The organism is Streptomyces dysideae, from assembly GCF_001514305.1.
GTDB classification, from domain to species: Bacteria; Actinomycetota; Actinomycetes; order Streptomycetales; family Streptomycetaceae; genus Streptomyces; species Streptomyces dysideae.
In genome coordinates this window covers 218,723-241,354 of the sequence record NZ_KQ949085.1, presented here as the reverse complement: position 1 = coordinate 241,354, position 22,632 = coordinate 218,723, and the positions used below count along the sequence as shown (strand labels likewise).

Below are 22,632 nucleotides of genomic sequence, written 5' to 3'. Positions count from 1 at the left end.
CGCCGGCTCTCCTACTGCATCGTCATTTTTCTGCTGCCTCTTCCAGGCAGCATAGGCGCCCCAAGCGGCCGTTCCCGTTCGGGGCGACCCGCGCTCCGAACGAAATATTACTCGTCAGTACACCCAGTTCATGCCCGCTAAGCAAGCGCTTTGAACTGTGACCTTTGCAACGCAGCGTAATCGGAACTCGACGGGTTCGCAGAACTGCGGAAGGCCGGTTCAGTCACGCAGGCCGTTGAACCGGCCCTCGTGGTACAGCAGCGGCCGGCCGGGGCCCGCGGGGTCGCCGAGGACCACCTCGGCCAGCACGATGCGGTGGTCGCCGGCGGGGACGCGGCCGGCGACGCGGCAGACCATCCAGGCCAGGACGTCGTCGAGGACGGGGACACCTTCGGGCCCTTCGCGCCAGACGGTGGGCGGGCCGAAGCGGTCGGCGCCGCTGCGGGCGAAGGTGGCGGCCAGCTCCTGTTGGTGCTCGCCGAGTATGTGCACGCCGATGTGGCCGGCTCCGGCGATCGTGGGCCAGCTGGAGGAGCCGGTGCCTATGCCGAAGGAGAGCATCGGCGGCTCGGCGGAGACAGAACTGAGGGAGGTGGCGGTGAAGCCGACCGGACCCCGGTCGCCCTGGGCGGTGATCACGGCGACGCCCGCCGCGTGCCGCCGGAAGACGGAGCGCAGGAGGTCCGGAGAGGCGAGCTGAGGGGTGCCGAGGTCGGGCGTGGCCGTCATGGAGTTGTCCTTCTGGAGGCGGGGGCGTGCTGGTCCGTGGCTGCTCAACAGCCCGGACAGCAGGCGCTCGCGGTGCGGGCCAGATCGACGTGGGCCCGCCCGTAGAGAAGGAGTTCCTGAGGCATACAGTCAGGTTGACGATAGGTGGTGCGCACAGTCAAGTACGTTCCGGGATGTGGGAGATGACTCACTGTCGTCGTGCGACTCCTCACACCGCCTCCCCCAGCGCGGCGATCACATCCGCCTTGCGCGGCTGTCCGGTGGCGCGCCGTACGACACGGCCGTCGGCGTCGAGGACCAGCACGGTCGGTGTCTTGAGGATGTCGAGCCGGCGTACTAGGTCCAGGTGGTCCTCGGCGTCGATCTCGACGTGGGTCACGCCCGGGACCAGGCCGGCGACCTCGCCGAGCACGCGCCGGGTGGCCCGGCAGGGCGCGCAGAACGCGCTGGAGAACTGCACGAGGGTGGCCCGCTCGCCGAGTTCGACGCCCAGTTCGGCCGCCCCGAGCCGCTTTCCGTCGTCCCGCCGGCGCACCCGTACTCTCCCGCTCCGCCGCCGCTGCAGCACTCCGTAGGCGCTCGCCGCCGCGAGCACCGCCACGCACACCACCAGTCCGGTCATCACCCGCACAACCATTCATCAGACTGCAAAGATTCCCGACTCCCCAGAGCCTTTCCGCTGCGGAATGCTTGATTCATGGACATTGATGTGAGGGGGCCGCGCTTCGGGGCGGCCGTGACGACCGTCGTGCTGGCGGTCGTGCTGGTCACCGGGAGCGCGTGGCTGCTGGCCTGGCAGACGCTGGCGTTCGCGCTGGGCGCGGCGGGCGGGGTGACGCGTGCGCCGTACGGCTGGCTGTTCCGGAAGGTTGTACGGCCCCGGCTGGGGCCGCCGACCGAGTTCGAGGCGCCGGAACCGCCGCGGTTCGCGCAGGCGGTGGGGCTGGTCTTCGCCGGCGTCGGGCTCGTCGGGTACGCGCTGGGTCCGCAGTGGCTGGGTCTGGCCGCCACCGGAGCCGCGCTCGCGGCCGCTTTTCTGAACGCCGCTTTCGGGTACTGCCTGGGCTGCGAGTTGTACCTGGTCGTGCGGCGGGTGACGGTACGCACAGAGTAAAGGCGGATTAAAAGCCCGAGGTGGATCAAAGGGGCGACGTGACGAGGATCTCGCCCTTGGTCGGCACTTGGGCTGGCTCCCCGGGCGTTCTTGGGGCACGATCTGCGAGATGCCGTAAACCTACGGCTGCGTAACTTCGCGCCGGGAGATCCCTTGCCTGGCAGAGAAGGAAGGGCCGACCCCGTCCATGGCAGAGCTTGTCTACCGTCCCGTCGTTGGTTTCGCTCAGGCGTTGTTCAAGGCGTGGGACCTCAAGATCGACTGCAAGGGGTCGGAGAACATCCCGCGCTCGGGCGGTGCCGTGCTGGTGAGCAACCACATCAGCTATCTGGACTTCGTCTTCAACGGGCTGGCCGCGCTCCCGCAGAAACGTCTTGTTCGCTTCATGGCCAAGGAGTCCGTGTTCCGGCACCGGATCTCGGGTCCGCTGATGCGCGGGATGAAGCACATCCCGGTGGACCGGATGCAGGGCGAGGCCGCTTACCAGCACGCGCTGGAGTCGCTGAAGTCCGGTGAGATCGTCGGGGTGTTCCCGGAGGCCACGATCTCGCAGTCGTTCACGCTGAAGAGCTTCAAGTCGGGTGCCGCCCGGCTGGCCCAGGAGGCGGGCGTCCCGCTGATCCCGATGGCGGTATGGGGCACGCAGCGGCTGTGGACCAAGGGCCACCCGCGCAACTTCAGGCGCAGTCACACCCCGATCACCATCCGGGTCGGCGAGGCGATCGAGGCGTCCAAGGACAAGTACGCGGGCGCGATCACCCGCCAGGTGCGTGAGCGCGTCCAGGAGCTCCTGGAGGCCGCGCAGCGCGCGTATCCGGTGCGCCCCAAGGACGCGAACGACACCTGGTGGATGCCGGCCCACCTCGGCGGCACGGCACCGACCCCGGAGCAGGTCCGCGAGGCCGACGCCCGCTGACGCCCGCGATCATCGCGCGGCAGGGCCAGGCATCGGCGGCTGGATCGCGGAGCCGTACGCGCAGGACTGGTGACTGGCCCGCACGGCCTGCGACGGGGCCCTGCCCGGTGACGCGGTACGCGAACTCGCGCCCCGGCGACCACTTCACCGAGGGCGAGCCGGCGACGCACGAGTGCCCGGACGACTACGGCTGCACCCTGCGCCACAAGGGCGACCAGGTGTGCACCTCGCTGATGCTGGACATGAACGCCCGCCATGCACCGTCCTCGCGGCGGCGTCAGAGTTCGGTGGGGAGCGCCTTCCAGAGGTAGGGCCGGTCGGGGGTTTCCTGGATCAGCTCCATGGCCGCAGAGCATAGGAATGCGATCACCCGAGAGTCAATACATTTTCGGGTGACCGCATATCTATGCATGACGTGCTAGCGCGCCATCTCCTCCTTCAGCGCCGCCACGAACGCGTCCACGTCCTCCTCGGTGGTGTCGAACGCGCACATCCAGCGCACATCGCCCGCCGCCTCGTCCCAGAAGTAGAAGCGGAAGCGCTTCTGCAGGCGCTCGCTCACGTCGTGCGGGAGCCGGGCGAAGACCGCGTTGGCCTGCACCGGGTAGAGGATCTCGACGCCGTGCACGGCGCGGACGCCCTCGGCCAGCCGCTGCGCCATCTCGTTGGAGTGGCGGGCGTTGCGCAGCCACAGGTCCCTGGCGAGCAGGGCCTCCAGCTGCACCGACACGAAGCGCATCTTGGAGGCGAGCTGCATGGACAGCTTGCGCAGGTGCTTCATCCGGCGGACGGCGTCCTGGTTGATGACGACGACCGCCTCGCTGAACAGGGCGCCGTTCTTGGTGCCGCCCAGGGAGAGGATGTCGACGCCGACGGCGTTGGTGAACGTCCGCATGGGCACGTTCAGGGCGGCCGCCGCGTTGGCTATGCGGGAACCGTCGAGGTGCACCTTCATGCCGTGCGCGTGGGCGTGGTCGCAGATGGCACGGATCTCGTCGGGCGTGTAGAGGGTGCCGAGCTCGGTGCTCTGGGTGATCGAGACGACCTGCGGCATCGCCCGGTGCTCGTCCTCCCAGCCGTACGCCTGCCGGTCGATCAGCTCGGGGGTGAGCTTGCCGTCGGGCGCGGGCACGGTGAGCAGCTTGAGGCCGCCCATACGCTCGGGGGCGCCGCCCTCGTCGACGTTGATGTGCGCGCTCTCCGCGCAGATCACCGCGCCCCAGCGGTCGGTGACGGCCTGGAGTGCGACGACGTTCGCGCCGGTGCCGTTGAAGACGGGGAACGCCTCGGCGGTGGCACCGAAGTGGCTGCGGATGATCCGCTGCAGGTTCTCGGTGTACGCGTCCTCGCCGTACGCGACCTGGTGCCCGCCGTTGGCCAGGGCCAGGGCGGCGAGCACCTCCGGGTGGGCCCCGGCGTAGTTGTCGCTGGCGAAGCCGCGGACCTCCGGGTCGTGATGGCGCCGTGCGTCGGTCTTCGGGTGGTTCACGGCTTGTCGGTCAGCCACAGACGTTTTCCGTTCACTTCGGCGGCGGGCTTCTCCCAGATCCCGGCGATCGACTCGGCGAGGTCCGTGACGTCCGTGAAGCCCGCGAACTTCGCGTTGGGTCGCTCGGCGCGCATCGCGTCGTGCACCAACGCCTTCACCACCAGGATGGCAGCGGCGGACCTGGGGCCGTCGGCGCCCCCGGCCTTGCGGAAGAAGTCGGCCATGGCCAGCGTCCACGCCTCGGCGGCGGCCTTGGCGGCGGCGTAGGCGGCGTTGCCCGCGGTGGGCTTGCTCGCGCCCGCGGCACTGATCAGGACGTAGCGGCCGCGGTCGCTGCGCTGGAGGGCCTCGTGGAAGGCGAGGGTGGTGTGCTGCACGGTGCGGATGAGCAACAGCTCCAGGAAGTCCCAGTCGTCGAGGCTGGTCTTGGTGAAGGTCTCGCTACCGCGCCAGCCGCCGACCAGGTGGACGAGCCCGTCGACGTGGCCGAAGTCCTTCTCGATGTGGGTGGCCCAGTCGTGGGTGGACTGCAGTTCGAGCAGGTCGACGGTCTCACCGGTGACAGTGGCACCGCCGGACGCGTAGCGGGCCGCGTCGACGGCCTCCGCGAGCCGCTCGGGGTCGTTGTCGGCGGCGACGACGGTCGCGCCCGCCTCGGCGAGCCTGAGCAGTGTCGCCCGACCGGCGGGTCCGCCCGCGCCGGCCACCGCGATCACCGCACCGCTGAGAGCTCCGTTCCCCGCCATGGTCCTCGCCTCCTGAGCAGTGTTCTGTTCGCGGTCGCTCACGCGGCGACCCGTTCGGCGTTCTCCGCCGTGATGCCCCGGGTGGCGGCGATCACGTTCTTCAGCTTCTTGGAGAGTGCCTCATAGAACATGCTCAGCGGAAACTCGTCCGGAAGCACGTCATCGACGAGCTTTCTCGGTGGCTGGGTCAGATCCAGGGCGTCCGGACCCTTGGCCCAGCGGGAGCCCGGGTGCGGGGCGAGGTAGGTGGAGACCAGCTCGTACCCGGCGAACCAGTGGACGAGCTTGGGGCGGTCGATGCCGTCGCGGTACAGCTTCTCGATCTCGGCGCACAGCTCGTTGGTGACCTGCGGGGCGCGCTGCCAGTCGATGAACAGCTTGTTGTCGGTCCAGCGGACGACGTCGTGCTGGTGCAGGTAGGCGAAGAGGAGCTGGCCGCCGAGGCCGTCGTAGTTGCGGACCCGCTCGCCGGTGACCGGGAAGCGGAACATACGGTCGAACAGCACGGCGTACTGCACGTCACGGGCCTGCGGGACGCCGTCCGCCTCCAGCTTCCCGGCCTCCTTGAAGGCGGTGAGGTCGCAGCGCAGCTCTTCGAGGCCGTACATCCAGAACGGCTGGCGCTGCTTGATCATGAACGGGTCGAAGGGCAGGTCACCGTGGCTGTGGGTGCGGTCGTGGACCATGTCCCACAGCACGAAGGCCTCCTCGCAGCGCTTCTGGTCGTGGACCATCGCGGTGATGTCCTCGGGCAGCTCCAGGCCCAGGATGTCCACGGCGGCCGCGGTCACCCGGCGGAAGCGGGCGGCCTCGCGGTCACAGAAGATGCCGCCCCAGCTGAACCGCTCCGGGGCCTCGCGCACGGCGATCGTCTCCGGGAACAGGACGGCGGAGTTGGTGTCGTAACCGGCCGTGAAGTCCTCGAACTTGATGCCGCAGAACAGCGGGTTGTCGTAGCGGGTGCGCTCCAGCTCGGCCAGCCACTCGGGCCAGACCATGCGCAGCACGACCGCCTCGAGGTTGCGGTCCGGGTTGCCGTTCTGCGTGTACATCGGGAAGACGACCAGGTGCTGGAGGCCGTCCGCGCGGTTCGCGGCGGGCTGGAAGGCCAGCAGCGAGTCGAGGAAGTCCGGCACCGGGAAGCCGCCCTCGGCCCACCGCCGCAGGTCCTTCACCAGCGCCGCGTGATAGTCGGCGTCATGCGGGAGCAGCGGCGACAGCTCCTCGACCGCGTGGACGACACGCCGTACGGCGAGTTCGGCGTCCGCGGGATCCGGGGCGCCCTCGGCCTCGAAGTCGATCGACCCGTCCTTGGACTGCCACGGCCGGATCCGCTCCACGGCATCCTTGAGCGCGGGCCACGCCGGGTGCTCCACCACCCTGGTCGCGGGAGGAACCCGTTCCCCCGAAGCCGCCTGCACAAGAATTTCCGTCATGTCCCATCCTCCACGGGAGAACCTCTCGTAAGCACACCGTATGCATAGGTGGTTTCTCTCAGCAAGCCCGACCTCGGGAAATTATCCTGCACACCCCCACTGGTCACCGAATTTTTTCCGGTTGGCTACGGTGAGACGCATACTTCGGTCAGGTCAATCCCCACAGGACTCGCCCACCCCCGGGTGACCACGGCCGGCGGTGCGGGCCAGGTCCGCCTTGTCGCCGCCCCCGAACTCCCTTGTACGTGCGGGTTCATCGCGGGTCATGGCCGTTAGGCTGCGGGACTGCCGCGCGAACAGTCCGCTCCGGTTTGCGCGCGTGCCGAGCCGCCGTCGACGGAAGCGAGTTGAACCTTGAACTTCCTTACCATCGGTCACCGCGGTGTCATGGGTCTCGAACCCGAGAACACCCTCCGATCCTTCGTCGCCGCCCAGCAGGGCGGCCTCGACGTCATCGAACTCGATCTGCACCTGAGCAAGGACGGCGCCCTCGTCGTCATGCACGACACCGACGTGGACCGTACGACCGACGGCACCGGCCCGATCGCCGAGAAGACCCTCGCCGAGCTGCGCGCCCTGGACGCGGGCCTCGGGGAGCGGGTCCCGGTGTTCGAGGAGGTCCTGGACGCCGTACGGTCGCCGCTGCAGGCCGAGATCAAGGACGTCGCGGCGGCCCGGGCGCTCGCCGAGGTCATGCTCGGGCGTGACCTCGTCTCCCGCGTCGAGGTGTCCTCGTTCCACGACGAGGCGATCGCCGAGATCGCCCGTCTGGTGCCGGGCGTACGGACCGCGCTGATCGCCAGCCGCTACGGCCTCGACATCGTGGAGCGCGCCGTCGAGGCGGATGCCGCGACCGTCTGCCTGAACATCCGCCGGCTCACCCTGGAGATCGTGGAGGAGGCTCGCAAGGCCGACCTCAGGATCATCGGCTGGGTGGTGAACACGCAGGAGCACCTGCGTCTCGTACGGGCCCTGGAGCTGGACGGCGCGACCACCGACTACCCGGAGATCAAACGCACCGGACGCTTCACCGCATGAACGTCACACCAGCGGCTTGACCAGCAGCTCGAACTGCAGGTCGGTGCGCTGCGGGATACCGAAGCGCTCGTCGCCGTACGGGAACGGAGTCATCCGTCCCGTACGGCGGTAGCCGCGCCGCTCGTACCAGGCGATGAGGTCGTTCCGTACGGAGATCACGGTCATGTGCATCTCGGTGACGCCCCAGGTCTCGCGGGCCTGCCGCTCCGCCTCCGTGATGATCACCTTGCCGAGGCCGGCGCCCTGGAGAGCGGGGCTGACCGCGAACATCCCGAAGTAGGCGTGGTCGCCGCGGTGTTCGAGCTGACAGCAGGCGACGAGCTGGCCCGCCTGCTCGACCGTCAGCAGCCGGCTGTCCGGCGACTCGATGACCGCCAGCACGCCCTCCGGGTCGGTCCGCTGCCCTTCGAGGATGTCCGCCTCCGTGGTCCAGCCGGCCCGGCTGGAGTCCCCGCGGTAGGCCGACTCGATCAGCGCGACCAGGGTGTCCACATCGGCGTCGGTGGCCTCGCGGTAGGTGAGTCCGGTGGCGGCGGTGGTCTCCATGGGGCGGCTTCTCCACTTCTCGGCGCGGCTCGGGCACGGACGAGGGTAACCCGCCCATTAGGCTCCGCCGCATGGTGCACGTACTGAGCGGCCGGACCCTCCTCCGCCCCACCGATCCCGAACGCTCCCGCCGCTTCTACGGCGAGCAGCTGGGCCTCGCCGTCTACCGCGAGTTCGGTACGGGATCACAGCGCGGCACGGTCTACTTCCTCGGCGGCGGGTTCCTGGAGGTCTCCGGGCGGTCGGACACGCCGCCGTCCCCGGCCGTGCAGCTGTGGATGCAGGTCGAGGACGTGTCCGCGGCGCACGACGAGCTGCGGGACAAGGGCGTCGAGATCGTGCGGCCGCCGGTGAAGGAGCCGTGGGGTCTGATCGAGATGTGGATCGCGGATCCGGACGGGACGCGGATCGTACTGGTGGAGGTACCCGCGGACCATCCGCTGCGGTACCGGCCCGGGATCTGAGTCACCGGGGGCGGTGCGGGTCGGTTCCCGGAAGCCGGCCGAGGTCAGCTGGTCGAGCATCGTGCGGTCGGCGGCCGGTTCGCCGGCGAGGAGCCAGGGCTCCAGGGCCTCGCCGTACTCGGCCGGGTCGAGGTCGATGTGCAGATTGCCGATGCCGGCGAGGCCTGTGGCCCGGGTGCGGCGTTCGAGGCGGCCAGGGCGGTGTCGACCTCGATCAAGCCGAGGCGTGCAGGACGGCAGGTCGGCCACCCGCGCGATGAGGATCGCCTCCGTGTCCCCAGACGGGTGCCGGATGGCCACGACCCGGGGGCGGGCTTAGCGTGCTGGAGGGGGCTTGCTGTGGAAGGAGCGCCATGAAGCTCGACAAGCCGGTGAACGGCGGGCCCTGCTGGGCCGAGGTGGGTACCCCTGATCTCGAGGCGGCCAAGCGGTTCTACTCGGCCCTGTTCGGGTGGCGTGAGGAGACGGACAGCCGGGAGGAGATGGGCGGGTACACGATCGCCAGCCTGGCGGACGCCCCGGTCGCCGGGCTCGTGCCGTTGGACGACGCGTCGCAGCCCGTGACCTGGTTCGTGTCGTTCGCCGTGGCGGACGTCGACGCCGCCGTGGAGAAGGTGAAGTCGGCGGGCGGCTCCGCGGTGTTCGCGCCCGGGGACGTCCCGGGCATGGGCCGCTTCGCGTCCGTCACCGACCCGCAGGGTGCCGGCTTTCATCTGTGGCAGGCCCAGGGGTTCGAGGGCGCGGGCCTGCTCAACGTCCCTGGTTCGCTGGGGTGGGTGGAGCTGCTGACCCGTGCCCCGGAGGAGGCGAAGGCCTTCTACACGACCGTGTTCGGCTGGACCGTCAACACCTCGGCGCACTACACGCAGTGGGGCATCGACGGCGCCGACTTCGGCGGCATGGTGAGGATGGACGACAAGTTTCCGCACGAGGTGCCGGCCCACTGGCTGCCGTACTTCGCCGTGGCGGACGTGGACACCTCCGCGGCCCAGGCGACCGAGGCGGGCGGCACCATTCTGATGGAGCCCGTCTCCGTGCCCGAGGGGCGGCGGATCGCGGTGCTGCGGGATCCACAGGGGGCGATGTTCGGCGTGTACCGCAGGGCCGGCGAAGGCTGACCGGCACCATCATTCCCATCGTCGGAGCCACCAAGGAGTCCCAGCTCGCCGACAACCTCGGCTCCGTCGACGTCCGGCTCGACGCGGAGGCCGTCGCCCGCCTCGACGAGGTGAGCGCGGTGCCGCTCGGCTTCCCGCACGACTTCGTCCGGGACCCGGGCGTCGTGAAGACCATCTACGGCGACCGCTGGTCCGAGATCGACGACCGCCGTTCCACCTACCGCCGCACCGCCACCGAGATCCTCTAGCGCTCCCCCGCCAGCGGTGTCACCACCACCCGGTCGACGACCGGCGCGTACGCGGAGCGCTGACCGAGCCCGTTCCCGGGCTCCCCGTCGAAACCGGGGAGTTCGTCGGCGGTGAAGGTGATGGTGTTGGCGCCCGCACGCAGGGTGACGGGGACGGTGCGGGTGCGGAAGGCGTTGAAGTGGAAGGTGGTGGGGAACAGGACGCGGTGCGGGGCGGCGCCGTTGACGGCGATGTCCGCGTGGCGGCAGACCGGGTCCGGGTTGTAGTGGGTGGCGGGTGCCTGCTCGCCGTTGGAGTAGCGGATCGTCAGGGCGTGACGTCCGGCGCGGTCCGCCGTCACCGTCAGCGTGAGCCCGTTCCCTGGGCCGCCGCCGATGCCGTCCACGGCCTTGCCGCCGGTGGCGTAGGGGTACGCGATCACCTTCGCGGCGCCGGTCAGGACTCCGCCCTCGGCGGCGTACGCCGTGCTGGGCAGCAGGCCTCGGGACGGTCCGACGCGCAGCCGGTCCAGGACCAGGCGTTCCGACGTTCCGGTGACGGTGACCTTGTTGATGCCGCCGGTCAGGAAGAGCGCTGCGGCGCCGTCCTCGACCCGGGCCACCTCCTCGCCGTCGACCGCCAGCACGCCCTCGCCGGGCCCGAGCCGGTCGACGGTGACGGTCGCCTCGCCGTCGTCGTCGGCGTGGATCCAGAAGGTGGCGGTGCCGCCGCGGGGCAGTACGGCGGTGCCGGGGCCGGAGGCGCCGAGGTGGGCGTGGCTGATGCGGGCGCCGTCGCGCAGGTCCGCGTACTCGGCGTCGTACAGCGCCGGGCCGTCGCCGTCGCGCAGGGCGAGGTCGAGCCGGTCGACGACGGCGTCGCCCTTGGTGACACCGAGGTCGGGGTCCTGGGCGGCGAGCGTGATCCGGTGCTGCCCCGCGGCGAGTCGAAGCTCCGTGCCGGAGTGGCCCCAGACCGCCCACTTGTAGCCGAGGGGCAGCAGCAGCTCGCGCGGGCTCTCGCCGTCCACGCGCAGGAAGACGTTGGTGGGGCCCTGGTCGCGCACCAGGTCGGCCTGGTTGTGGGAGTTGGCGTAGACGCGCAGGTCGTACGTGCCGTCCTGCGGGACCTCGACGTCGAAGGCGAGCACCCCGTCGGAGCCGGTGCGCAGGCCGCCTACGTGGTAGCCGCCGGAGGTCGCGAACCTGTCGACGGCGGACGGGGATCCCTCGGGCCCGTTCTTCGAGTAACCGCCGCCGGTATAGGTCGCGTCCTCGGCCTCGTACGTCCGCCGCCAGGCGACCGAGGGCGGCAGGGGCACGGCTCCGTTGCCGCTGGGCGAGACGGTCACCTGGTAGGCGGACATCGCGTCGAGGTCGGTCAGCGGTAGCGTCACCCGCCCGTCCACGACGGCGAGTTCGATGTCCCGCAGGCGCAACGGCCGGTCACAGGGGCCGACTTGGCCCGTCCAGGGGATCTCTTCCAGGCGCAGATGCGCGGTCGTCCCGAAGACGTCCGTGTCGACCCCCTCGAACGCGAGGTCGGCCGCACCGCCCTGGCCCCCGAACAGCACCCGGGCCTGCCGCTTGACCCGGTCCAGCGCGGCGACGCCCTGGAGGGTGTACTGCACGTTGGGATGCGGCGCGGTGATCCGGACCGTGTTGCCGCTCATCCGGCCATAGGCGTTGAACAGCCACCACTGGCCGTTGCCCTTGCCGACCTCGACCGCCGAGTCGTTGAGGTTGCCGGCGATGTTCCAGTACGCCAGGTCGGCGTCGACCTTGGACTCCTCGATCGCGGCGATCCACTGCACCATCTGCCCCGGCACGGACAAGTGGTAGTTGTGCGCGTACTCGTTGAGGTTGACGGGCAGCGGCCCGATGCCCAGCTCCCGCTCCCACTCCCGGTACTTGGCGACGCTCGTGCGCACCTCGGCGGGCGACGACAGCTCATGCCAGGTGATCACGTCGGGCAGGACGCCCTGCTCCTTCGCGAACTCCAGGAAGCCCCTGACCTCGGGGTAGAGGAGGCTGGTGTTGGGACCGGCGATGCGCGCTTCGGAGTCGAGGCCCTTGATGAGGTGGTACGTCTCCTTCCAGGCCGCGAAGTAGTGGCTCGGGTCGGAGCGCCAGGAGACCCCGTCGTAGCTCCACTCCCCGTCGCCGAACATGTTGCCCTCGGGCTCGTTGAACGGCACGTACACGACGTGGGACTTCAACTCGCCCAGCGTCAGGACGTGTCCGACCTGGCGCCGGACGATCTCCTGGAACCCGGCGAGCCGTTCCGCGCCGGTGGCACCGGGCCACTCGTAGGGAAAGCCGCGGTAGAAGTCGGGCAGGTAGACGTAGACATCCCTGCCGCCCGCCGCGACGAAGGACGGCAGGATCTCCAGGGCGTCGCCGCCGGGGTGCTGGACGCCGTCCTGGGCCTTGGTGGTGACCGTGCGGACGTACATGCCCTCGACGACGGCACGGCTGGGGACGCCGTCGCCGTACAGGCCGTAGAGGGTGCCGCTCGCGCCGCCGTGGAAGGGGCCCGTCTCCGTGCCGAGGTCGACGGTGAGCTTCTCGGGAACTTCGGCTGCCACGGCATCCACTCTTTCGTCCGGCGTCCGGCATGTCGTACACGGTCCGGTGCTCCGAACCGGCCCGCACGAACGTAGGAAGGGTGCCCGGGCCGCGTCAATGGGTGATCAAGCTCCGAAACTTCCGGAGTTCACGGGACGGCCGTTCACCTGCCGTGCTCCGTCGAATGCTCCCCGTTTGCACCCTTGCGCTCGCGTGGGCGCCGCGTGACCGGGGCATCGACGGACTGTCCGACACCGTCGAGCGGGGAGGTGCGCGTGCACGGACCGGCTTCGCCCGGCTGGCTGCTGGTCGCGCTGTGTGCGGCGACCGGGGCCTACTGCCTGCTGCGGATGCGCAGCAGCGTCGAGGAGCAGCGCCGGGCCGCGGGCGGCGAGGCGCTGATGGGGTTCGGGATGGCGGCGATGGCCGTGCCCGCCGTCGTGTTCACCCCGCCGTCGTGGGCCCTGTCCGGCTACGCGGTCGTGTTCGGCGCGGCCGCGCTGCGCGCCCTGTGGGCGGCCCGGTCGAGCGCGCACCACCTGCATCACCTGGTGGGCGCCGTGGCCATGGTCTACATGGCGGTCGCGATGGCCGCCGCGCCCGGTCAGGGGCACGGGCACGGTTCCGGGACACCGCTGATGACGGGGGCGCTGCTGCTGTACTTCATGGGGTACGTACTGCTGTCCGGGGCGCGTCTTGTGCCCGTCGCCGACGGTGGCGGGAGCGTCGGCTGGGGCGACCGGCCGGAGGTGGCGCGGGCCTGCCGGCTGACGATGGGGATCGCCATGGTGGCGATGCTGCTGACGCTCTGAGGGCCGCCGGTACCTCACCGTGGTCTGCGTCACTTTGCCGCGGCGGTCCGTACCCGTGAGCGGTGCCGCGCTCATAGGGTGCTCCCCATGATGGTCCCCGCGGCACTGATGCTGCTCGGCGCGCTGACCGCCGTCGTCGCTCCCCGGCTGCTCGCCCGGACCGACTGGCCGGACCGTGAACCGGTGGTCGCCCTGTGGATGTGGCAGTGCGTGATCACGGCCGTCCTGCTGTGCGCCGCACTGTCGATGACGCTCAGCGCGGCGGCCGCCTGGCAGGCGGTGCGCGGCCATGTGTTCGCCCCGGCACCGAGTGCCGTGGTGGAGGCGTACGCGCTCGGGGTCGGTGGTCCGTGGGCTGCGTCGACCGCGGTGGCGCTCGCGTGCGGCGGGCTGTGGAGTGCCGCGATGCTGGTCCGGGAGGTCGCGCGGGCGCGGACCCGGCGTCGGCTGCGGCGGGCCGAACTCCTCGTCCACGCCCCGCAGTTGCCCGGTGAGCAGCCCGGCAGTGAGCGGCTGGTGATCCTGGAGGGCGAGCGGCCCGACGCCTGGTGGCTGACCGGTCCGGCGCCCCGGCTGGTCATCACCACGGCCGCGCTGCGCCGTCTCAAGGGGCGGCAGCTGGATGCCGTACTCGCGCACGAGCGGGGGCACGCCCGGGCGCGGCACGACTGGCTGCTGAACTGTTCGGCCGCGCTGGCCCACGGGTTTCCGCAGGTGCCGGTGTTCGCCGCGTTCCGCGACGAGATGCACCGGCTGGTCGAACTCGCCGCCGACGACATGGCGTCCCGCCGCTTCGGCCGGCTCACGACCGCGCTCGCGCTGGTCGAACTCAACGAGGACCGGGGCGTGTTCGGCCCCTGCCCGACCCCGCAGGCGCAGGTGCCGGACCGGGTGCACCGGCTGCTCACGCCCCCGGACCGGCTCACGGCGGCCCGTCGGCTGCGGCTGACGGCGGCGGCCGCCCTGGTTCCGGTCGTGCCGGTACTGGTCGCGTTCGTACCGGGGCTGCGGGCCCTGGGATAGCGGGTACTCGGTCGGCGTCCCGTCCCGGGATTGGCCTCTCGCCCCACTGGTCGGCGAGGATCGCACTATGCACACCCAGACCGTCGACGCCCCACCCCGACCGTCCGACCGTCGCACCGCGCACCGTGCCACCGGAGTCCTGGGGCTGTGCTCGGTGCTGCTGCTCGCCCTGGTCACGGTCAGATGGCACCCGCTGATCGAGCTCGACGGCGACGTCGCCGACACCACGCACCGCTGGGCGGTCGACGCGTCCGGGGTCACGCAGGCGTTCCGTATCCTCACGGACTGGGTCTGGGACCCGTGGACGATGCGCATCCTGTGCGCGGCGGTGGTGATCTGGCTGTGGTGGCGCCGCTCGGCGCGCCGGCCGGCAGTGTGGCTGGCGGTCGCCACCACCGTGGGCACCCTCCTCCAGCAGGGCCTCAAGGCAGCGGTGAACCGCCCCCGCCCCGTCTGGCCCGACCCCGTCGACTCCGCCCACTACGCGGCATTCCCGTCCGGCCACGCCATGACGGCCACGGTCGTCTGCGGCCTGCTCCTGCGGCTGCTGCACCACTACGGCGTGGGCCGCGCACTGTGGCGTACGGCGGTGCTGGTTGCCGCCGTCTCCGTGATCGGCGTGGGCATGACCCGCGTCTGGCTGGGCGTCCACTGGCTCTCGGACGTGGTCGGCGGCTGGCTCCTGGGCGCGACGCTGGTGGCACTGGCGGTGACGGTGTCCGGGCGGTGGCGGGTACGGGAGTGACGAACCGGTCGTCCACCGGCTGCTGCCCCGCCCGGGACATAAGATCCACCCATGACTGCTGTCCTGTTCGACTTCTCCGGCACGCTCTTCCGTATCGAGTCCGCCGAGTCCTGGCTGCGGGAGACCCTCCGGGAAGCCGGAATCCCGCTGCCCGAGGCCGAGCTGGGAGAGGCGGCGGAGGCGCTGGAGAGAGTGGGAGCCCTGCCCGGCGGGGCGGCGCCGGCGCGGGTGCCCGAGGACGTCGCCGGAGCATGGGGAGTACGGGACAAGAGCGCGGAGCTGCATCGGGCCGCGTACACCGGGCTCTCCCGGCACGTGCCGCTGCCCGACCCGGCATTGCACGACCTGCTCTACGACCGCCATATGACACCGGCCGCGTGGGAGCCGTATCCCGACGCCCCGGAGGTGCTCCGCACCCTGCGCGAGTGCGGGATCGGCGTCGGCGTGGTCAGCAACATCGGCTGGGACCTGCGCCCGGTGTTCCGGGCACACGGGCTCGACCCGTACATCGACTCCTACGTGCTGTCGTACGAGCACGGCATCCAGAAGCCCGACCCCCGCCTGTTCGCGACCGCCTGCACGGCACTCGGCGCCGAACCGGACGACGTCCTGATGGTCGGCGACGACCGGCGGGCGGACGGCGGCGCGGCGGCCCTGGGATGCGCGGTGCACTTCGTGGACCATCTGCCGGCAGCGCAGCGGCCGGACGGGCTGCGGCCGGTGCTGGAGCTGGTGGACCCGGCCGCGCGGGCGAAGCGGTAGCCCCGGACCACCCTCTGAGAATGCTCGCCCGCCTCGGACGATCCCCCGCGTCGCCCGAGGCAGACGGCAGCCCTGACCAGGCCTTTCAGAAGCCTGGTCGAACGCGCTGAGTATAGTTGGCTGATAGCCAGTCAACGCAGGAGTTACAGCATGTCCCCGCGCAGCGCCTCGGTCAATGAAGAGTTGCGACGGCGTTCCCGGGAACGGCTTCTGCAGGCGGCGCTCGAGTTGGTCGACGAGCACGGCTACGAGGCGACGACGCTCGGGGACATCGCGGACCGGGCCGGCTCGGCGCGCGGCCTGGTGTCGTACTACTTTCCCGGCAAACGCCAGCTCGTGCAGTCCGCCGTGCACCGGCTGATGCACCGCACGCTGGAGGAGGCCCTGGAGCGGGAGCCCCGCACCGAGGACGGCCGGGAGCGGATGGCCCGGGCCATCGACGCGGTCCTGGGGCTCGCCCGCGACCGGCCCGTGCTGATGCGGCAGCACATGGCCGGGATCCTGCAGGGCGAGGGCCTGGTGCCGTGCCCGGAGCAGCGGCGGCTGGCCGAGCTGCTGCGGGACACCTGCGTCCGCCACGGCTCCCGGGACGTCGACGCCGACTACCCGATGCTGCGCGCCCTGCTCATGGGCTCGGTCTACGCGGCGCTGGTGCCCGGCGTTCCGATGCCCCTGCCGGTGCTGCGGGCCGAACTGTTCAAGCGCTACCGGCTGGACTGGGAGCTCGGGGTCCCGCCGGACGCCGACACCGGCTCCGGCGGGACGTGCGACACCGATCTGTCGCGGTTCTTCGCGACCGGCTACCGCCCGGACGGCCAGCCGAAGTAGTCCGGCTGCGTCTGGACGTTGAGCTCACTCAGGCGGACCCATCGTGCCGGGTCCGTGCGCCGGTCGTTTATCTTCAGGACATCGAAGCCCTTGGCCATGTCGTTCGAGTAGATGTAGCCGTTGTAGTAGTACGCCGACCAGGAGCCGCCGGTCCGGATCGCGTCGGTGGTCAGCGGGCCGCGCTCGAAGTAGGCGATCTCCTTCGGTCGCGCCGAGTCGGTGAAGTCCCAGACGGAGACGCCGCCCTGGTACCAGGCCTGGACCATGAGGTCCTTGCCCTTGACCGGGATGATCGAGCCGTTGTGGGCCACGCAGTTCTCGGTGGCCGCCTGGTGGCGGGGGATCTTGTAGTAGCTGCGGAAGACGAGCTTGCGGCTGTCGCCCTTGCCGACAATGTCGTAGATGCCGTCGGCACCGCGGTTCGGGCCGATCTCCGCGTTGCAGGTGGCCGCGCCGCCGCCGCCCAACTCGTCGGTGAACACGACCTTGTTGGCCTTCTGGTTGAAGGTCGCCGAGTGCCAGAACGCGAAGTTGACGTTGTCCTGGACCTGGTCGATGACCTTCGGGTGCTCGGGGTCCGCGATGGAGAACAGGATGCCGTCGCCCATGCAGGCGCCCGCGGCCAGGTCCTTCGAGGGCAGCACCGTGATGTCGTGGCAGCCGGTGGTCCTGGACACGCCGGGGTTGGTGGGCGAGCCCGGGTTGCCGCCGCCGTCCGGCCCCTCACCGGGGAACAGGACGGGGAAGCCCACCACGGCCGCCTTCTCCGGGGCACTGCGCGGCACCTTGATGACGGAGATGCCGTCGTGCGGCGGCCGGCAGTCCGGGTAGGTCGCGTTGGGCGAGTACGAGGAGACGTAGATGTAGACGTTCCTGCGCTCGGGCACCAGCGTGTGGGTGTGCGAGCCGCAGGCGGTCTCGACGGCGGCGACGTACTTCGGGTTCGTCTTGTCGCTGATGTCGAAGACCTTCATGCCCTCCCACGACGACTTCTCGGTCGCGGGCTGCGTGGTGCTGTTGCAACTGCTGTCGCTGCGCGAGGAGTCGGTGGACAGGAACAGCAGGTTGCCGGAGACGGAGATGTCGTTCTGCGAGCCGGGGCAGAGGACCTGGGCGACCGTCTTCGGGGCCTTCGGGTTGCTGATGTCGAAGATGCGGAAGCCGTCGTAGTTGCCGGCGTAGGCGTACTTGCCCTGGAAGGCGAGGTCGGAATTGGTGCCGGGAAGTAAGTCCTTGGGGATGTTGGTGAGGTGCTGGATGTTGGCGGAGTGGACGATCTCGTCCTGGCCGGGTATCTCACCGTCCGCCACGGCTTCGCGCACCTCGGCCTGAGTCTTCTCGGAGACCTCCTTCTGCGCGGCCGGCGCGTCCCCGGGGTCGGGGGTCGCGATGGCCGGCTGGGCCGTGAAGAGCGCGGCCACGAGTCCGGCGGCGGCCGCCGCAACTCCCAGCCGTCTGCGTCTGGTCCGGGGATTCTTCAACAGGATCACTGCTTCCTCCCTTGTGCCGTTCGCTCTGGAACGGTGCACGCACGCCCGAGTATCGTCGTCGGCATGCACATATCAACAGGGGGCAATGAACATGTAACGAGGACGCTCCTGCGCCGGGCGCCCTTCACCGCGGCCTCGCTGGCCGTCCTGGCGGTGCTCGGGCTCGGGGGCTGCGACTCCGGTTCCGGCCCCAAGTCCGCGGCGGCGACCGGGCCTTCGGTGATCGCACCGGGCAAGCCGGGCGAAGCCAACCGGACCCTGTCCGCTCAGGACGCCGCCGAGCAGCGTGCCGAGGACGACTCCCCCAACTCGGCGGACGTCGCCTACGCGCGCATGATGATCGTGCACCACGCCCAGGCCCTGGAGATGACCGAACTCGTCCCGGATCGCGCCGGGTCGACACAGGTGAAGCGTCTCGCCGAGCGGATCGCCGCTGCTCAGGGGCCCGAAATCACGGCGATGAAGGGCTGGTTGAAGACCCACGGCGAAGAGGAGAAGGGCAGCGGACACGAGCACACCACGATGCCCGGGATGGCGGCCGAGGCACAGCTCGACAAGCTGCGCGAAGCGCAGGGGAAGGCGTTCGACCTGCTCTTCCTCTCCCTGATGATCACCCATCACGAAGGGGCGATCACCATGGCCACGGACGTGAAGGCGCAGGGCAACAACATCCAGGTCGAGGAGATGGCCGACGACGTGGTCGCCCAGCAGACGAGCGAGATCTCCCGGATGCGCGACATGACGTAGGCGTCGTCACGACCTTGCTCGTAACGGCCTTGTTCAGAGCCGGGCATGACGTGGCGTCAGAAATCCCGCGTCCCGCGCCTGCGCGATCAGCCGGAGCGACCTGCGACGGCTGTGCCCCGTCGCGCACATCACCGCGAGAACGGGGTCGACGCCCTCCTCCTGGGCCTCGCGGTACTCCTGGGCGACGAGCCACCGCCCCTCGATGCCGCGCGGCCACGCCGGCCGGGCGCGCCGCGAACCGACGGCCTCCTCCGCGCCGTACGGCCCGGACTCCGGCCCGCACGCCTCGGACAGCGGCTCCTCGATCCAGTCGGCGAGCACCGCCAGATCGTCGAGGGACAGCGCGGGCTGCGCCCTGACGTCCTCGATGGAGACACAGCCGTCCGCCGCCACGGCGAGCGCGTCGACCCGGGCACCGTCCGTGAACGCCAGCCGGACATGGAACCAAGAGGTCGCGCCCTCGCCCTCCCGCACTTCCCACGCGGGCCACACGGACACACTGCCGTCCATCGGACAACGATCAGAAAGATTAAGAAAGGATGCTTCCAGCACACACGCAACGTAACCGCATGATCACACCCGATGAGAACGGACACGCATGCGTGCGCTCCGCCTGCACCCTGTCAGCGGAGCACCGGCGGTGCGATGCTGGAGGCATCAGCGATCTCCCCTGAATCCCCAGGGATCTCTCGGGTAAGGAGTTCCGCCGTGCTGCATGTCGCCGTCGTCGGCTCCGGGCCTAGCGGGTGCTACACCGCCCAGAGCCTCGTCCAGCAGGACTCCGGGACGCTCGTCGACGTCCTGGACCGCCTGCCGTGCCCGTACGGCCTGGTGCGGTACGGGGTGGCGCCGGACCACGAGAAGATCAAGTCCCTCCAGAACAATCTGCGGACGGTGCTGGAGCACGAGCGGGTGCGGTTCCTCGGCGGCGTCCAGGTAGGCCCGGGCGGGGTACCGACGGCCCGGCTGCGGGAGCTGTACCACGCGGTGGTGTACTGCGTGGGCGCCGCCACCGACCGGCGGCTGGGTATCCCCGGCGAGGATCTGCCGGGCAGCTGGTCGGCGACCGAGTTCGTGTCCTGGTACAGCGCGCATCCGGATGCCCTCGACGACGGTTTCGTGCGGGGGGCGCGCTCGGCGGTGGTCATCGGCGTCGGGAACGTCGCGGTGGACGTGACGCGAATGCTGGCGCGGGGCACGGCGGAACTGAGCTCCACCGACATGCCGCAGGCGGCGCTCACCGCGCTGGGCGCGAGCCGGGTGAGCGACATCAGCATGGTGGGCCGGCGCGGCCCCTCACAGGCCCGGTTCACCACGAAGGAGCTGCGCGAGCTGGACACGCTGCCGGACACCGAGGTGACGGTGGATCCGGCGGAGTCGACGATGGACCCGGCGTACCTCGATCCCGCCGGGCTGCCCGCACCGCAGCGCCGCAACGTGGACGTAGTGCGCGGCTGGGCCGAGACCCCGCCCCGGGACGCCCGCCACCACATCCGGCTGCGCTTCTTCCTGCGCCCCGTCGAACTGCTCGCCGACGAAGGGCACGTGGGCGCGGTGCGCTTCGAGCGGACGGCACCCGATGAACACGGCGGGGTGACGGGCACCGGCCAATACGAGGACATCGAGGCGCAGTTGGTGCTGCGCTCGGTGGGCTATCGCGGCGTACCCCTGGAGGGCCTGCCGTTCGACGCGACGACCGGCACCGTGCCCCATCTCGCCGGCCGCGTACTGCGCGAGGGCGTCATCACGCCGGGCGAGTACGTGGCCGGCTGGATCAAGCGGGGCCCCACAGGCGTCATCGGCACCAACCGCCCCTGCGCCAAGGAAACGGTGACATCACTGCTCGAGGACGCCTCCGTGCTCGTACGAAAGGACGTACCCGGGGAACCGCTCGCCGAGCTTCGGGCCGAGGGTGTCGAGCCGGTCGAGTGGACGGGCTGGTGCGCCATCGAGCGGGCGGAGGCACACCTCGGGGCGTCGCTGGGCCGAGGCGTGGTGAAGCTCCCCGACTGGGAGTCACTACTGACCGCCGCGCACGACAACGCCCTTTAGGGGCAACGGCACGCAGACACGAACCAGCAACACCCCCGAAATCAACAAACTGTTCAACCCGCCTACGGTCTCGGACATGGCCCAAACCACCCCCGTACACCCCGTCGACGAAGTCCCACCCGCCCGCCACCTCGCCGCCTTCGGCCTCCAACACGTACTCGCGATGTACGCCGGCGCCGTCGCCGTCCCCCTGATCGTCGGGGGCGCGATGAAACTCCCGCCCGCGGACCTGGCGTACCTGATCACCGCCGACCTCCTGATATGCGGCATCGCGACCCTCATCCAGTGCGTCGGCTTCTGGCGCTTCGGCGTCCGACTGCCGATCATGCAGGGATGCACCTTCGCCGCCGTGTCACCGATGGTGCTCATCGGCACGACCGGCGGCGGACTGCCCGCGATCTACGGCTCGGTGATCGTCGCAGGGCTCGCGATCATGCTGCTGGCACCGGTGTTCGGGAAGCTGCTCCGCTTCTTCCCACCCCTCGTCACCGGCACCGTGATCCTGATCATCGGCCTCTCACTGCTGCCGGTCGCGGGCAACTGGGCGGCGGGCGGCGTCGGTTCGGCGGACTTCGGTGAACCGAAGAACCTCGCCCTGGCCGCCTTCGTGCTCGCGGTGGTGCTGGGCGTGCAGCGGTTCGCGCCGGTGTTCCTGAGCCGGATCGCGGTGCTGATCGGCATAGCGGTAGGGCTCGCGGTGGCGGTTCCGTTCGGGTTCACGGACTTCCGCGGGGTCGGGAACGCCGACTGGGTCGGGATCAGTACGCCGTTCCACTTCGGGGCGCCCACCTTCGAGTTCTCGGCGATCGTGTCGATGCTGGTGGTGGCGCTGGTGTGCATGACCGAGACGACCGGGGACTTCATCGCGGTCGGTGAGATGACCGGCCGCAAGGTCTCGCCGCGCTCACTCTCGGACGGCCTGCGCGCCGACGGTCTGTCGACCGTGCTCGGCGGCGTGTTCAACACCTTCCCGTACACGGCGTACGCCCAGAACGTGGGCCTCGTCGGCATGACGCGGGTGCGCAGCCGCTGGGTGGTCGCCACCGCGGGCGGCATTCTCGTGCTGCTGGGTCTGCTGCCCAAGCTGGGCGCGGTGGTCGCCGCGATACCGGCGCCGGTGCTGGGCGGTGCGGGCCTGGTGATGTTCGGGACGGTCGCCGCGAGCGGTCTGCGGACCCTCGCCGAAGTGGACTTCACGGGCAACAACAACCTGACGGTGGTGGCCGTCTCGGTGGCCATGGGCGTGCTGCCGGTCGGGGTGCCGACGGTCTACGAGAAGTTCCCGGACTGGTTCCAGACGGTGATGAACAGCGGCATCAGCGCGGGCTGCCTGACGGCGATCGCGCTGAACCTGCTCTTCAACCACCTTCCGGGGAAGGCCGGTTCAGGTGCTGCCGAGGCGGACGGCCTGGCGGGCGGCGGCATCGAGAAGGGCGTCGAGAAGTCCCGGGAAGAGGCCGTCTAGGTCGTCCCTGCGCAGGCCGTTCATCTTGGCCGTGCCGCGGTAGATCTGCCGGATCACCCCGCTCTCGCGCAGCACCCGGAAGTGGTGCGTGGTGGTGGACTTGGTGACGGGCAGGTCGAAGTGCGAACAGGAGAGCTCGTCGCTGACCGCGGCGAGCTCTCGCACGATCCGCAGCCGCATCGGGTCGGAGAGGGCGTGCAGCACGCCCTCCAGCCGGATCTCCTCGCGCGCCGGGTGCGGGAGGTCACGGCTGCTGACAGCGGGGCTGGTCACGGCGGCTCCACTTCGTCGGGACAACTCATTGTACGAGACCTCTC

25 protein-coding genes are annotated in these 22,632 nt (G+C 70.4%); 15 read left to right on the top strand and 10 right to left on the bottom strand.

Going from position 1 to position 22,632, the window contains the following annotated elements; genetic code table 11:
- Positions 1-219: 219 nt before the first annotated feature.
- Positions 220-729 carry a flavin reductase family protein gene (locus AQJ91_RS19885; protein WP_067023188.1) on the bottom strand — a complete coding sequence of 170 codons (510 nt, stop codon included), beginning with the start codon at positions 727-729 and terminating at the stop codon, positions 220-222.
- A gap of 208 nt (positions 730-937) precedes the next feature.
- A complete protein-coding gene (locus AQJ91_RS19880; RefSeq protein WP_067023263.1) occupies positions 938-1,351 on the bottom strand; it encodes a TlpA family protein disulfide reductase in 414 nt (137 codons plus the stop codon).
- A 75-nt stretch (positions 1,352-1,426) separates the two neighbouring features.
- Between AQJ91_RS19880 and AQJ91_RS19875 the strand changes: the two genes are divergently transcribed.
- The 3 genes from AQJ91_RS19875 (at position 1,427) to AQJ91_RS19865 (ending at position 3,070) form a co-directional block, all read left to right on the top strand.
- On the top strand, positions 1,427-1,843 hold the full coding sequence (locus AQJ91_RS19875; RefSeq protein ID WP_067023185.1) for a DUF4395 domain-containing protein: 417 nt from the start codon (positions 1,427-1,429) through the stop codon (positions 1,841-1,843).
- Between the two features lie 187 nt (positions 1,844-2,030).
- Entirely contained in the window at positions 2,031-2,759 is a 729-nt protein-coding gene (locus tag AQJ91_RS19870) for a lysophospholipid acyltransferase family protein (RefSeq protein ID WP_067023182.1), read from the top strand.
- Positions 2,760-2,866: 107 nt separating this feature from the next.
- Positions 2,867-3,070 (top strand): hypothetical protein, encoded by a 204-nt coding sequence (locus AQJ91_RS19865; RefSeq protein WP_067023179.1) that lies wholly within the window; start codon positions 2,867-2,869, stop codon positions 3,068-3,070.
- Between the two features lie 107 nt (positions 3,071-3,177).
- On the opposite strand, the gene AQJ91_RS19860 is transcribed toward AQJ91_RS19865, so the two are convergent.
- Genes AQJ91_RS19860 through AQJ91_RS19850 form a run of 3 tightly spaced genes read right to left on the bottom strand, consistent with a single transcriptional unit; the run spans position 3,178 to position 6,430 of the window.
- On the bottom strand, positions 3,178-4,248 hold the full coding sequence (locus AQJ91_RS19860) for a threonine aldolase family protein (protein WP_067023176.1): 1,071 nt from the start codon (positions 4,246-4,248) through the stop codon (positions 3,178-3,180).
- Complete coding sequence (locus AQJ91_RS19855) at positions 4,245-4,994, bottom strand: SDR family NAD(P)-dependent oxidoreductase (RefSeq protein ID WP_067023173.1); 750 nt, start codon at positions 4,992-4,994, stop codon at positions 4,245-4,247. The genes AQJ91_RS19860 and AQJ91_RS19855 overlap by 4 nt, the downstream gene beginning before the upstream one ends.
- A 38-nt stretch (positions 4,995-5,032) precedes the next feature.
- Positions 5,033-6,430, bottom strand: coding sequence for a DUF6421 family protein (locus AQJ91_RS19850; RefSeq protein ID WP_067023170.1), 1,398 nt, complete (start codon positions 6,428-6,430; stop codon positions 5,033-5,035).
- 354 nt (positions 6,431-6,784) lie between these two features.
- Here AQJ91_RS19850 and AQJ91_RS19845 point away from each other — a divergent pair, with 354 nt between their 5' ends.
- A complete protein-coding gene (locus tag AQJ91_RS19845; protein ID WP_067023167.1) occupies positions 6,785-7,468 on the top strand; it encodes a glycerophosphodiester phosphodiesterase in 684 nt (227 codons plus the stop codon).
- A gap of 3 nt (positions 7,469-7,471) precedes the next feature.
- Here the strand turns inward: AQJ91_RS19845 and AQJ91_RS19840 are convergent, their stop codons facing one another.
- The gene (locus tag AQJ91_RS19840) at positions 7,472-8,014 is read right to left on the bottom strand and encodes a GNAT family N-acetyltransferase (protein ID WP_067023163.1); all 543 of its coding nucleotides are present in this window, start codon (positions 8,012-8,014) and stop codon (positions 7,472-7,474) included.
- A gap of 71 nt (positions 8,015-8,085) precedes the next feature.
- Here AQJ91_RS19840 and AQJ91_RS19835 point away from each other — a divergent pair, with 71 nt between their 5' ends.
- The 3 genes from AQJ91_RS19835 (at position 8,086) to AQJ91_RS58265 (ending at position 9,844) form a co-directional block, all read left to right on the top strand.
- Complete coding sequence (locus AQJ91_RS19835) at positions 8,086-8,478, top strand: VOC family protein (RefSeq protein ID WP_067023160.1); 393 nt, start codon at positions 8,086-8,088, stop codon at positions 8,476-8,478.
- Between the two features lie 353 nt (positions 8,479-8,831).
- Positions 8,832-9,596 (top strand): VOC family protein, encoded by a 765-nt coding sequence (locus tag AQJ91_RS19830; RefSeq protein WP_067023157.1) that lies wholly within the window; start codon positions 8,832-8,834, stop codon positions 9,594-9,596.
- Positions 9,597-9,706: 110 nt separating this feature from the next.
- Complete coding sequence (locus tag AQJ91_RS58265) at positions 9,707-9,844, top strand: hypothetical protein (RefSeq protein ID WP_407696877.1); 138 nt, start codon at positions 9,707-9,709, stop codon at positions 9,842-9,844.
- Here the strand turns inward: AQJ91_RS58265 and AQJ91_RS19825 are convergent.
- A complete protein-coding gene (locus tag AQJ91_RS19825) occupies positions 9,841-12,420 on the bottom strand; it encodes a carbohydrate-binding protein (protein ID WP_067023154.1) in 2,580 nt (859 codons plus the stop codon). The genes AQJ91_RS58265 and AQJ91_RS19825 overlap by 4 nt on opposite strands.
- Positions 12,421-12,666: 246 nt before the next feature.
- Here AQJ91_RS19825 and AQJ91_RS19820 point away from each other — a divergent pair, with 246 nt between their 5' ends.
- The 5 genes from AQJ91_RS19820 (at position 12,667) to AQJ91_RS19800 (ending at position 16,561) form a co-directional block, all read left to right on the top strand.
- Positions 12,667-13,203 carry a DUF5134 domain-containing protein gene (locus tag AQJ91_RS19820; RefSeq protein ID WP_067023151.1) on the top strand — a complete coding sequence of 179 codons (537 nt, stop codon included), beginning with the start codon at positions 12,667-12,669 and terminating at the stop codon, positions 13,201-13,203.
- A gap of 87 nt (positions 13,204-13,290) precedes the next feature.
- Positions 13,291-14,226 (top strand): M56 family metallopeptidase, encoded by a 936-nt coding sequence (locus AQJ91_RS19815; RefSeq protein ID WP_067023148.1) that lies wholly within the window; start codon positions 13,291-13,293, stop codon positions 14,224-14,226.
- 67 nt (positions 14,227-14,293) lie between these two features.
- Positions 14,294-14,971 (top strand): phosphatase PAP2 family protein, encoded by a 678-nt coding sequence (locus AQJ91_RS19810; RefSeq protein WP_067023145.1) that lies wholly within the window; start codon positions 14,294-14,296, stop codon positions 14,969-14,971.
- Between the two features lie 51 nt (positions 14,972-15,022).
- Positions 15,023-15,733, top strand: coding sequence for an HAD family hydrolase (locus tag AQJ91_RS19805; protein ID WP_067023142.1), 711 nt, complete (start codon positions 15,023-15,025; stop codon positions 15,731-15,733).
- A gap of 150 nt (positions 15,734-15,883) precedes the next feature.
- On the top strand, positions 15,884-16,561 hold the full coding sequence (locus AQJ91_RS19800) for a TetR/AcrR family transcriptional regulator (protein ID WP_067023139.1): 678 nt from the start codon (positions 15,884-15,886) through the stop codon (positions 16,559-16,561).
- On the opposite strand, the gene AQJ91_RS19795 is transcribed toward AQJ91_RS19800, so the two are convergent.
- Positions 16,534-18,051: an LVIVD repeat-containing protein gene (locus AQJ91_RS19795; protein WP_067023136.1), complete on the bottom strand. Its 1,518-nt coding sequence runs from the start codon at positions 18,049-18,051 to the stop codon at positions 16,534-16,536. The genes AQJ91_RS19800 and AQJ91_RS19795 overlap by 28 nt on opposite strands.
- A 63-nt stretch (positions 18,052-18,114) precedes the next feature.
- Between AQJ91_RS19795 and AQJ91_RS19790 the strand changes: the two genes are divergently transcribed.
- Positions 18,115-18,798: a DUF305 domain-containing protein gene (locus AQJ91_RS19790; RefSeq protein WP_067023260.1), complete on the top strand. Its 684-nt coding sequence runs from the start codon at positions 18,115-18,117 to the stop codon at positions 18,796-18,798.
- A 33-nt stretch (positions 18,799-18,831) separates the two neighbouring features.
- Here AQJ91_RS19790 and AQJ91_RS19785 read toward each other — a convergent pair whose 3' ends face one another.
- Positions 18,832-19,296 (bottom strand): DUF6214 family protein, encoded by a 465-nt coding sequence (locus AQJ91_RS19785; RefSeq protein WP_067023257.1) that lies wholly within the window; start codon positions 19,294-19,296, stop codon positions 18,832-18,834.
- A 210-nt stretch (positions 19,297-19,506) separates the two neighbouring features.
- On the opposite strand from AQJ91_RS19785, the gene AQJ91_RS19780 reads away from it, so the two are divergent.
- Both AQJ91_RS19780 and AQJ91_RS19775 read left to right on the top strand, forming a co-directional pair.
- Positions 19,507-20,850, top strand: coding sequence for an FAD-dependent oxidoreductase (locus AQJ91_RS19780; RefSeq protein WP_067023133.1), 1,344 nt, complete (start codon positions 19,507-19,509; stop codon positions 20,848-20,850).
- Positions 20,851-20,926: 76 nt separating this feature from the next.
- Entirely contained in the window at positions 20,927-22,315 is a 1,389-nt protein-coding gene (locus tag AQJ91_RS19775; protein WP_067023130.1) for a nucleobase:cation symporter-2 family protein, read from the top strand.
- On the opposite strand, the gene AQJ91_RS19770 is transcribed toward AQJ91_RS19775, so the two are convergent.
- Entirely contained in the window at positions 22,235-22,588 is a 354-nt protein-coding gene (locus AQJ91_RS19770; protein WP_067023127.1) for an ArsR/SmtB family transcription factor, read from the bottom strand. The genes AQJ91_RS19775 and AQJ91_RS19770 overlap by 81 nt on opposite strands.
- Between the last annotated feature and the right edge of the window lie 44 nt (positions 22,589-22,632).

Coding starts and splice junctions, on each gene's coding strand:
- AQJ91_RS19885 (WP_067023188.1), bottom strand. CDS start 729: ATGACGGCCACGCCCGACCTCGGCACCCCTCAGCTCGCCTCTCCGGAC.
- AQJ91_RS19880 (WP_067023263.1), bottom strand. CDS start 1,351: ATGACCGGACTGGTGGTGTGCGTGGCGGTGCTCGCGGCGGCGAGCGCC.
- AQJ91_RS19875 (WP_067023185.1), top strand. CDS start 1,427: ATGGACATTGATGTGAGGGGGCCGCGCTTCGGGGCGGCCGTGACGACC.
- AQJ91_RS19870 (WP_067023182.1), top strand. CDS start 2,031: ATGGCAGAGCTTGTCTACCGTCCCGTCGTTGGTTTCGCTCAGGCGTTG.
- AQJ91_RS19855 (WP_067023173.1), bottom strand. CDS start 4,994: ATGGCGGGGAACGGAGCTCTCAGCGGTGCGGTGATCGCGGTGGCCGGC.
- AQJ91_RS19850 (WP_067023170.1), bottom strand. CDS start 6,430: ATGACGGAAATTCTTGTGCAGGCGGCTTCGGGGGAACGGGTTCCTCCC.
- AQJ91_RS19840 (WP_067023163.1), bottom strand. CDS start 8,014: ATGGAGACCACCGCCGCCACCGGACTCACCTACCGCGAGGCCACCGAC.
- AQJ91_RS19835 (WP_067023160.1), top strand. CDS start 8,086: ATGGTGCACGTACTGAGCGGCCGGACCCTCCTCCGCCCCACCGATCCC.
- AQJ91_RS19830 (WP_067023157.1), top strand. CDS start 8,832: ATGAAGCTCGACAAGCCGGTGAACGGCGGGCCCTGCTGGGCCGAGGTG.
- AQJ91_RS19815 (WP_067023148.1), top strand. CDS start 13,291: ATGATGGTCCCCGCGGCACTGATGCTGCTCGGCGCGCTGACCGCCGTC.
- AQJ91_RS19810 (WP_067023145.1), top strand. CDS start 14,294: ATGCACACCCAGACCGTCGACGCCCCACCCCGACCGTCCGACCGTCGC.
- AQJ91_RS19805 (WP_067023142.1), top strand. CDS start 15,023: ATGACTGCTGTCCTGTTCGACTTCTCCGGCACGCTCTTCCGTATCGAG.
- AQJ91_RS19800 (WP_067023139.1), top strand. CDS start 15,884: ATGTCCCCGCGCAGCGCCTCGGTCAATGAAGAGTTGCGACGGCGTTCC.
- AQJ91_RS19790 (WP_067023260.1), top strand. CDS start 18,115: ATGCACATATCAACAGGGGGCAATGAACATGTAACGAGGACGCTCCTG.
- AQJ91_RS19775 (WP_067023130.1), top strand. CDS start 20,927: ATGGCCCAAACCACCCCCGTACACCCCGTCGACGAAGTCCCACCCGCC.